Genomic DNA, 9,518 nt, shown 5'->3' on the forward strand with positions numbered 1-9,518 from the left:
ACGGCACCATCACGGTGTCGTGCTTTTTTCAATAAAGCGCCGGGACTCGAACCCGACAAGGTGTGAACGTTAGGCAAATGGCAAAATGTTAGGTTAATACCTGCTGCCTATACTTGCACCTGCGCACGGTACAATGGTTGGGTTACGACCAACGTGCCAATAACCAAAAAGGAGCCGCTATGATCGATCGCTATACCCGCCCGGAGATGGGACACATCTTCTCCCTCGAGAACAAGTACGCCATTTGGCAGGAGATTGAGGTTCTGGCCTGCGAGGCCCAGGCGGAGCTCGGCAAGATCGGTATTTCTAAAGAAGAAGCTCAGTGGATCCGCGACCACGCCAACTTTGAGAAGGCGAAGGTCGACGAGATCGAAGAAGTCACGCGCCATGACGTCATTGCCTTCCTGACCAATATGAAGGAGTATATCGACGCCGATGTTCCCGAGGGCGAGCCTAAACCCAGCCGTTGGGTTCACTATGGCATGACCAGCTCTGACTTGGGCGATACGGCCCTGTGCTATCAGCTCACCCAGGCCTGCGACCTAATTATCGAGGACGTCAAGAAACTCGGCGAGATCTGCAAACGTCGCGCTTTCGAGGAGCGTAACACGCTCTGCGCCGGTCGCACTCACGGCATCCACGCCGAGCCTATGACCTTTGGTATGAAGTTTGGCTCTTGGGCCTGGGAGCTCAAGCGCGATCTGGATCGCCTTGAGGACGCTCGCAAGAACGTCGCCTTCGGTGCCATCTCGGGTGCCGTTGGCACCTACAGCTCCATCGAGCCGTTTGTCGAGGAGTATGTCTGCGAGCACCTGGGTTTGGTTCACGACCCGCTGTCCACGCAGGTTATCAGCCGCGACCATCATGCCTACCTCGCCGGCGTCCTTGCCACCACGGCGGCCACCTGCGAGCGCATTGCTACCGAGGTTCGCAATCTGCAGAAGACCGATACACTCGAGGCCGAGGAGCCGTTCCGCAAGGGTCAAAAGGGCAGCTCCGCCATGCCGCACAAGCGTAACCCCATCACCATGGAGAAGGTCTGTGGCCTATCGCGTGTCGTGAAGTCCAACGCCCAGGTCGCCTTCGACAACGTCGCCCTGTGGCATGAGCGTGACATTTCGCACTCTTCTGCCGAGCGCGTCGCCCAGGCCGATAGCTTTATCGCGCTTGACCACATGTTCCAGTGCCTTATCCGCGTTATCGATGGCCTCCAGCTGTATCCGGCTCGCATGATGGCCAACCTCAACAAGACCCGCGGTCTCATCTTCTCCTCCAAGGTTCTGTTGGCCCTCGTCGATACGGGCATTACCCGTGAGGACGCCTACGCAATCGTGCAGGAAAACGCCATGGCGACCTGGCATGAGGTGCAGGACTGCGTTTCCGGCCCCACCTTCAAGGAGCGCCTCGAGGCCGATCCGCGCTGCACCGTCAGCCAGGAGAAGCTTGACGAGATCTTTGATCCGTGGGACTTCCTCACCCGCATCGATACGGTCTTCGATCGTCTGGAGCAGCTGAGCTTCGAGTAGGTTCGGGCATAACGTTAGCTTTTTAGGGCGCTTTGCTGGTAATGTGTGTTGCCGGTAAAGCGCCTCGTTGCATTCATGGAAAGACGGGGATAATAGTCGTCTCGAATGACATTCTGAGAAGGAGATCGCATGATTTCGTTTGATTACAAGCCCCAGGGCGTGTGTACTCGCAATATTCACCTCAATCTTTCCGATGACGGCAGCAAGGTGCTGGGCGTTGAGTTTACCGGCGGCTGCAACGGCAACCTCAAGGCCATCTCTAAATTGGTCGAAGGTGTTTCTTCCGATCGTGTGATTGAGGTGTTGGCCGGCAATACGTGCGGCACGAAAAAGACCTCCTGTGCCGACCAACTTACGCGTGCCATCGAGGCCGCGCGTGCCGAGATTGCCTAATGAGTATTTTTGATCGCGTTAAGAATGGGATAACGCGCCGAGGATTTGTGTTGGGTGGTGCTGCCGCGAGTGCTGCCACGCTGCTTGCGGGGTGCTCGAAAAAAACGGGCACCAGCGATGATGCTGCCGGTGAGCCGCAGGTTATCAAAGATGATTCCAAGATCGTCTCGATTACCGAAGAGTATGAGGCCGTCGACATTGATCTTAAGCCGACGGCGTCGTGGACGTTGCCATTGGGGACGCTCCTGTATTACTGCGATGGCGGTTACGCTGCGGCGATGATGGCGCCCGCATCTGCGCTGCATGCCAACACGCTTGGCGTGTTCAACATGGGGGACGGCTCACTCACCACGTTGATTGACGATCCTGTCGAGGGTTCCGGTTATGCGTTTTACGACGTTCGCGCCACCGATAGCGTGTTTGCGTGGGTTGAGATGAACTACGCGAATTCGTCGTGGAAGCTCTATGCGCAAACCCTGTCGGGCGCGGCGCTTACTGGTAATGCCGTTGAGCTTGATCGCGGCGGTGAGGATTACGACCCTCCGCTGTTTACCGCCTTTGACTCGTCGGTCGTCTGGTACAAGATGCCTTCGACCGGTGGCAATAAGACCGGCAGCGATTCATATTGCTACCGCCGTTCGCTCGATGAATCTAAAGCGGAGGCAATCTGGAAGTCGACAGGCCGCTTTGCGTCCGCACCGCGCGTGAGCGATGGCATCCTGACTATCTCACCCCGCGTGCGCAATGACGAGGGCGTCTATTACGGCATGACGGCGATCGACCTGACGGACGGCAACAATACCAAGAGGGCTCAGCTGGTCCTTCCTTCGTCGGTGTCACCTTTCGAGGCCGTATATATGGGCGATACGTTTGTGTTCTCCATTGAGGCGACCTATGCCGGCGTGGGCGGCCTGGGCAATATGGGTACCTACATTGGTAACGAGGGCGGCCCGTATCAATTTCTATCGCGCGAACCGCTTGCGTGCGCCGCCGGCAGGAAGGGCAAATATCTGGTTAAGGTTCAGGCGTCGCATTTTCTGATCGATACCTCCGCTAAAACCTATGGTTCGCTGCTGTCGCCCGACCGCGCTCTCGAATATGGCGATTATCCAGCTACGGCGGGAAAATCGAATACGTTTTTAACCTATGCCACGGTGCGTAATAGCCAAGGAATTCCCGAGACGGTTACCGCTCGCCTGTTCTCTCTTTAGCGCCGAGGGGTTAAAAAGGCGCCAACGGGGGAATAAGCCCATTGTAACCGTGAGTACCGCCCGCCGAGCTGTCGCGCCCATGCGATGCCCGGTGGGCTCAGGTGCGTTAAAATGGGCTTGTTCTTAGCTAATTGAGACAGGGGGGCCGTGTTATGGCTTCAGATGCAAAAAAGATTCTGCTGGTCGAGGACGAGAAGGCGATCCGTGACGCTGTCGCTGCCTATCTCGAGCGCGAGGGCTACTGGGTTGTTGGCGTTGGCGATGGCCAGTCTGCGATCGAGGAGTTCGAGAAGCACCAGTTCGACCTGGTTGTGCTCGACCTTATGCTCCCCAAGATCCCCGGCGAGCGCGTTTGCCGCACTATCCGCGATACCTCGGATGTGCCCATCATCATGCTTACCGCCAAGGGCGAGATCGAGGATCGCATCATCGGCCTCGAGCTTGGTGCCGACGACTACCTGATCAAGCCGTTCTCGCCGCGCGAGCTCGTCGCCCGCGTTCGCGCCCTGTTCCGTCGTGCTCACCAGGCAGACGAGCCCGCCGTTGAGGTACTCGACTTTGGCGATCTGGTCATCGATATCTCGGGCCACAAGATCTTGGTCGAGGGCAAGGAAGTTGATTTGACCGCTTCCGAGTTTAAGCTGCTCACCACGCTTGCTCGCCATCCCGGTCGCGTCTATAACCGTATGGAGCTGGTCGAGAAGGTGCTCGGCTACGACTTTGAGGGCTACGAGCGCACCATCGACAGCCATGTGAAGAACCTTCGCGCCAAGCTGGGCGACGACCCCAAGAAGCCTAAGTGGCTCTATACCGTTCACGGCGTCGGTTATCGCTTCGAGGCTCCGGCCAAGACCGATAAGTCGGACGAGAAATAGGTAAATCACATATGACACCTGCGCGCTTTGAAATCGGACAAAAGCACAAGCAGGAGAACGAGGCGGGTTCCAAGGCAAGTTGGAACACGCCTCGTTCCGATTCACGGCCGGCGATAAGCTATCCCTCGCGTATGGCTTTGGCTTTTGCCCTGACATCGCTCATGACGGTATTGGTGCTGGTGGGCGTTGTCTCCGTTGTGTGGGGCACCGTCTTTTCGGATTACACGCGCTCCAATATCGTCGAGATCGCCAATTCTGCTGCCGAAAAGCTTGCGACGTCGTATGAGGAAAACGGCAATTGGACTGCGGGCGAGCTGCGCACGGTCGCGACATCGAGCTTGGTGTCCGACGACCTGGGTATGCAGGTCGTCAACAAAAAGGGCGTTGTCGTTTATGACGACTCATGGCCTTCGGCAAGTGCGACCGCCGATGTGCGCGAGAGCGAATTGCCGTCGAGCAGCTCGAGCGGTAAAAAGGCCTCGCATAGCCCGGTCTCGTCAGCGCCCACCGACTCCGATAGCGTTGCCAACGTCGAAATCGTTACGTCCTCTGGCGAGCATGTCGGACAGGTAAAGCTATGGGCTATCGGCTCCGACGCTCTGCTCACTAAGGCAGATTCTGCGTTTAGGGAGAAGACCTTTAACGCCATGGCTCTTGCCGCGGTTGTTGCAATCTGCATCTCGGTCGTTATCGGATCGCTCGTGTCGCGCATGCTTACCAAGCCGATTCATCGTATTACGAGCACAGCCAAGCAAATTCGCGACGGCGATCTGTCTGCTCGTACGGGCTTGCGCGGCGATGACGAAATCGATCAGCTGGGTGAGACCTTTGACGAGATGGCCACCTCGCTCGAGAAAGATATGAAGCACGAAAAGCGCCTGACCTCGGATGTCGCACACGAGCTTCGTACACCGCTCATGGCCATGCTTGCAACGGTCGAGGCCATGCAAGACGGCGTGTACCCCACCGACGACGAGCATTTGGAGACGGTCGCTTCCGAGACGCGTCGCCTGGCTCGTTTGGTGCAGCAGATGCTTGACCTATCGCGTATGGAAAACAGCACGGCTCCGCTCAATCTCGAACCGGTGGACATGGTTCCGTTCGTGCGATCGATTGTGAACGGCCAGGAGCGTCTGTTTGCCGACCGTGACCTTCGCCTTCGCTTTGCAGATGAAACCCAGGGGCACGACGATGTCGTCGAGGCCGATCCCGACATGATCACGCAATGCGTCATCAACCTCATGAGCAACGCCATGCGCTACACCCCCGAGGGCGGTTGGGTCGTAGTGTCGGTGCTCAGTGACCGCAAGCATGTCAGTATTGCCGTTTCGGATACCGGTATCGGTATCGCCAAGGACGATCTGTCGCGTATCTTCGGACGATTTTGGCGCGCCGATGCCAGCCGCGCCCGCGAAGCTGGCGGCCTGGGCGTCGGCCTCGCCGTAACTAAACAGATCGTCGAGCGTCACCATGGCTACATATCCGTGGAGTCGGAGCTTGGAAAGGGTACGACTTTTACGATTCATCTGCCCCGCGAGCACACGGCGGACGCGGCATCTACTACAATGGAGCACTAGCTTTTCGCTATTCGGTGAAGGAGGGGCCGCGTCCCTGCCGCTCCGAGTTTGCGAAAACGTGCGGTAAAGAACCCGCATTTCTATCGTATTTAGGTAAGGAGTGACTCACGTGACAACGATGGAGCGTCGTCCGGATTCCCGTGGCAAGGTTCGTGATATCTACGATGCCGGCGAAAACCTGTTGATGGTCGCCACCGATCGCATTTCTGCGTTCGACTTTATTCTTCCCGACGAAATTCCGTTTAAGGGAGAGGTGCTCAACCGTATCTCGGCGTTCTGGTTCGACAAGTTTGCCGATATCGTCCCCAATCACCTCGTCTCCATCGATCCGGCGGATTTCCCCAAGGAGTTTGCCGAGTATCGTGACTATCTCGCAGGCCGCGCCATGCTGGTGAAGAAGGCCCAGACGATTCCTATCGAGTGCATCGTCCGCGGCTATCTGACCGGTTCGGGCAAGAAGACCTACGACGAGAACGGCACCGTCTGCGGCATCCAGCTGCCTGAGGGCCTGACCGAGGCCTCCAAGCTCCCCGAGCCGCTGTTCACCCCGTCCACGAAGGCCGAGATCGGTGATCACGACGAGAATATCTCGTTTGAGCGTTGCTGCGAGATCGTTGGCGAGGACATCGCCACGCAGATTCGCGATCTGTCTCTTAAGATCTACAAGGCTGCCGCCGAGTATGCAGCGACCCGTGGCATCATCATTGCCGACACCAAGTTTGAGTTTGGTGTCATCGATGGCAAGGTCACGCTGATCGACGAGTGCCTCACGCCCGACTCCAGCCGTTTCTGGCCTGCCGCCAGCTACGAGGAGGGTAAGATTCAGCCTAGCTACGACAAGCAATTCGTCCGCAATTGGCTCAAGGCCAACTGGGATATGACGGGGGAGACCCCGCATCTGCCCGCCGAGGTCATCGATGGCACGTCCGAGCGCTATCGCGAGGCCTTCCAGATCATCACGGGCTCCCAGTTTACAAGCATGAAGGAGAACGCGTAAGTGAGTACCCGCAGCGCCACGAACAAGCGCACGCAATCCCACGAGGTTACCGGGGTTGCGCGCAAGTCCGCCGCATCCGCCAAGCCAGCTCGTCAGGCAGCGAGTTCTGTTCGCGTCGTGCCGGCATCATCCAAGGCACGCCGCAAGGAGCTCGAGAAGGGCGAGAGCCTCGAGGGCCTCTCTAAAGAGGAGAAGCGCGCCCGCAAGGCTAAGCGGCGCGCCAAGGAGGACCGCATCTACACGGTGTCGAGTATCCTTCTCAAGCAGGATGAGGACTACACCAAGCGCCGCCGCATCTGGTGGGCCGTGCTTACTATCGGCATGGTGCTCGTCGTGGCCATTTGGTCTTCGCTGTACTTCGCTCCCGCTGGCATGGTGTCCAGCCCCGTCCAGATGGCCGGCATTGTTTTGTCCTACATCGTCATTCTGGGTGACTTCATCTACGACTTCGTGCGCATCCGTCCCTTGCGTAATATGTATCGCGCGCAGGCCGAGGGCATGTCCGATAACAAGCTCAACGCTATTATCGAGCGCTCGGCTGCCAAAGAGGACAAGAAGGCCTCCAAGAAGAAGTAGTAGCGTTACAACCTATAGATATCGCTAAGATATAAGGCGCGTCGTTTTTTGCGGCGCGCCTTTTTACTGTCCTGTAGATAGATGGAGTGGCACATGATTCGAGCTGCCCTGACGGTCGAAGAGGCTCTGGAGGGTATGAAGTCCCTGGAGCCCAAGATTAAAAATTATGCGCGTCTCGTTGTCCGCAAGGGCGTCAACGTTAAGCCCGGTCAGGAGGTCGTCGTTCAGTCTCCCGTCGAGTGCGCGTCATTTGCGCGCGTGGTGGTTGCGGAGGCTTATGACGCCGGTGCCGGTCACGTGACGGTCATCTGGGCTGACGATGCCGTGACGAGGCTTACCTACGAGCATGTCGAGAAAAGCTATTTTGAGCAGACTCCCGAGTGGAAGCGCATGCAGCTGGATTCGTTGGCTCAGGACGGAGCCTGCTTTATCTTTATTGAGGGCACGGACCCTGCTGCCCTCAAGGGCATCGATCCCGCTAAGCCTGCCGCAGCTTCTAAGGCGAGGAACATGCAGTGTAAGGTCTTCCGCCGTGGACTGGACTACAACATTAACCCGTGGTGCATCGCCGGCGCTCCGGTCGCTGCTTGGGCGCGCGAGGTATTCCCGGGAGACGCCGATGAGGTTGCAGTCTATAAGCTGTGGAATGCGATTCTGCACACCGCTCGTGCTGATGGCCAGGACCCGGAGAGCGACTGGGAGCTCCATGACGCCACATTCGAAAAGAACCTGCGCTTCCTAAACGATAATCAATTTGATTGCCTGCACTACACCGCTTCGAATGGAACTGATCTGACGATTGGAATGACGAAAGGCCATGAGTGGGCCGGCGGCAAGGGAAAAACTCCCGACGGTCACCCTTTCTTCCCCAACATTCCCACCGAGGAGGTCTTCACCTCGCCCGATCGTATGCGCGCCGACGGCATCGTGTACTCGGCTATGCCGCTCATCCACCACGGCAATAAGGTTGACGATTTTTGGATTAAGTTCGAGAACGGCCGCGTAGTGGACTATGACGCTCGCGTGGGTAAGGCAACGCTTGCGAGCATTATTGAAACCGATGAAGGTGCTGCTCATCTGGGCGAGGTCGCGCTTATTTCCAAGAACACACCAATTCGTGAAAGCGGCATTCTGTTCTACGACACACTTTATGACGAGAACGCCAGCTGTCACCTTGCGTTGGGTGTCGGTTTTCCCGAGTGCATCGAAAGCGGGTATGACATGTCCAAAGAGGAACTTCTGGAGCATGGCGTCAACGTTTCGAGCACGCACGTTGACTTTATGATTGGCACGGACGACATCGATATTACGGGCATTACACCTGATGGACGTGAAATTGTGATTTTCCAGAACGGCCAATGGAGTTGGGAATAGTCTCAGACCGTGGTACAATGCCATCCGCGGGCCGTTAGCTCAGCTGGCAGAGCAGGGGACTTTTAATCCCAAGGTCCAGGGTTCGAACCCCTGACGGCCCACCATAGAATAGAAAAGCGACTGGCGGATGCCGGCCGCTTTTTTGTTGCCGGTGCACGGGTTCGAACCCGAAAGGGCGCGGAGCTGAGGAAACGCGTCAGCGTTTGCCAGCGCAGCGCGCGAGGCGCGGAGGCGCCGAAGCGGCCGCCCGCGCAGCGGGCGCGAACCCCTGACGGCCCACCATAGAATAGAAAAGCGACTGGCGGATGCCGGCCGCTTTTTTGTTGCCGGTGCACGGGTTCGAACCCGATCTTCACTATATATAAGGACGCCTGGCGGCCAAAACCAGCCTTTTACCGACAGGAAACCAAAACCAGATGCCGTTAGAGTAAAGTAGCGCACCAGAGATGACCGATACCTCAACACCTATAAACCAGCTGGTCATCGCCAATACCGGAAGCCGATGCTTCAGATATGACTTCAGTGGAACAGCTGAAGGATCAATTTATTTGTGAACAAAATATGGAGTGCGGGATTCCCGCCCCGCGGGCCCCTCCGGTCTGGCAATATATCTCCTTGCCGCGCGGCCCGGTCGGACCGGATTGACCGCGAGGGCGTGCACCTTGAGAACCGGATACTGCGAGGATGGACACACCAGATGTGTCGCATCCGGGCAGACATCGAACCATTTGAAATGGTCTGACTTGGATTCGTTTTTCGCAAGGCCGCCGAGAGGCGGCCCCGAGAAATTCCTTTTCCTATCAAACAGAACCATATGAATCGAACGGAACCGATCAGCGATGACTGAGAGGACCGGACGGGCTCGAGGCCCAAACATATTTGGACGGAGAGTTCGATCCTGGCTCAGGATGAACGCTGGCGGCGCGCCTAACACATGCAAGTCGAACGGCACCCACCTCCGGGTGGAAGCGAGTGGCGAACGGCTGAGT

General features: G+C 57.4%; 8 protein-coding genes, 1 tRNA gene and 1 rRNA gene. All 10 read left to right on the forward strand.

What is annotated here, in order from left to right:
• Window positions 1-179: 179 nt before the first annotated feature.
• Window positions 180-1,526: an adenylosuccinate lyase gene (gene purB / locus ACTQ48_RS03035; protein ID WP_154516820.1), complete on the forward strand. Its 1,347-nt coding sequence runs from the start codon at window positions 180-182 to the stop codon at window positions 1,524-1,526.
• A 129-nt stretch (window positions 1,527-1,655) separates the two neighbouring features.
• On the forward strand, window positions 1,656-1,919 hold the full coding sequence (locus ACTQ48_RS03040; protein ID WP_427717875.1) for a TIGR03905 family TSCPD domain-containing protein: 264 nt from the start codon (window positions 1,656-1,658) through the stop codon (window positions 1,917-1,919).
• Window positions 1,919-3,130 carry a hypothetical protein gene (locus ACTQ48_RS03045; protein ID WP_441570087.1) on the forward strand — a complete coding sequence of 404 codons (1,212 nt, stop codon included), beginning with the start codon at window positions 1,919-1,921 and terminating at the stop codon, window positions 3,128-3,130. The genes ACTQ48_RS03040 and ACTQ48_RS03045 overlap by 1 nt, the downstream gene beginning before the upstream one ends.
• Before the next feature lie 152 nt (window positions 3,131-3,282).
• Window positions 3,283-4,005, forward strand: a complete 723-nt coding sequence (locus ACTQ48_RS03050) for a response regulator transcription factor (RefSeq protein WP_006236208.1) — start codon at window positions 3,283-3,285, stop codon at window positions 4,003-4,005.
• Between the two features lie 11 nt (window positions 4,006-4,016).
• On the forward strand, window positions 4,017-5,582 hold the full coding sequence (locus tag ACTQ48_RS03055; RefSeq protein ID WP_441570088.1) for a sensor histidine kinase: 1,566 nt from the start codon (window positions 4,017-4,019) through the stop codon (window positions 5,580-5,582).
• A gap of 118 nt (window positions 5,583-5,700) precedes the next feature.
• On the forward strand, window positions 5,701-6,579 hold the full coding sequence (locus tag ACTQ48_RS03060; protein WP_154516897.1) for a phosphoribosylaminoimidazolesuccinocarboxamide synthase: 879 nt from the start codon (window positions 5,701-5,703) through the stop codon (window positions 6,577-6,579).
• Window positions 6,580-7,155: a hypothetical protein gene (locus tag ACTQ48_RS03065; RefSeq protein WP_427717870.1), complete on the forward strand. Its 576-nt coding sequence runs from the start codon at window positions 6,580-6,582 to the stop codon at window positions 7,153-7,155. It abuts the gene before it with no gap.
• A gap of 93 nt (window positions 7,156-7,248) precedes the next feature.
• Complete coding sequence (locus ACTQ48_RS03070) at window positions 7,249-8,529, forward strand: aminopeptidase (RefSeq protein ID WP_427717868.1); 1,281 nt, start codon at window positions 7,249-7,251, stop codon at window positions 8,527-8,529.
• A gap of 28 nt (window positions 8,530-8,557) precedes the next feature.
• Window positions 8,558-8,633: transfer RNA gene (locus ACTQ48_RS03075), tRNA-Lys, on the forward strand.
• A gap of 776 nt (window positions 8,634-9,409) precedes the next feature.
• Window positions 9,410-9,518: ribosomal RNA gene (locus tag ACTQ48_RS03080) — 16S ribosomal RNA — on the forward strand; the annotation flags it as partial.

Source organism: Collinsella sp. Sow4_E3, from assembly GCF_052116285.1.
GTDB lineage: Bacteria > Actinomycetota > Coriobacteriia > Coriobacteriales > Coriobacteriaceae > Collinsella.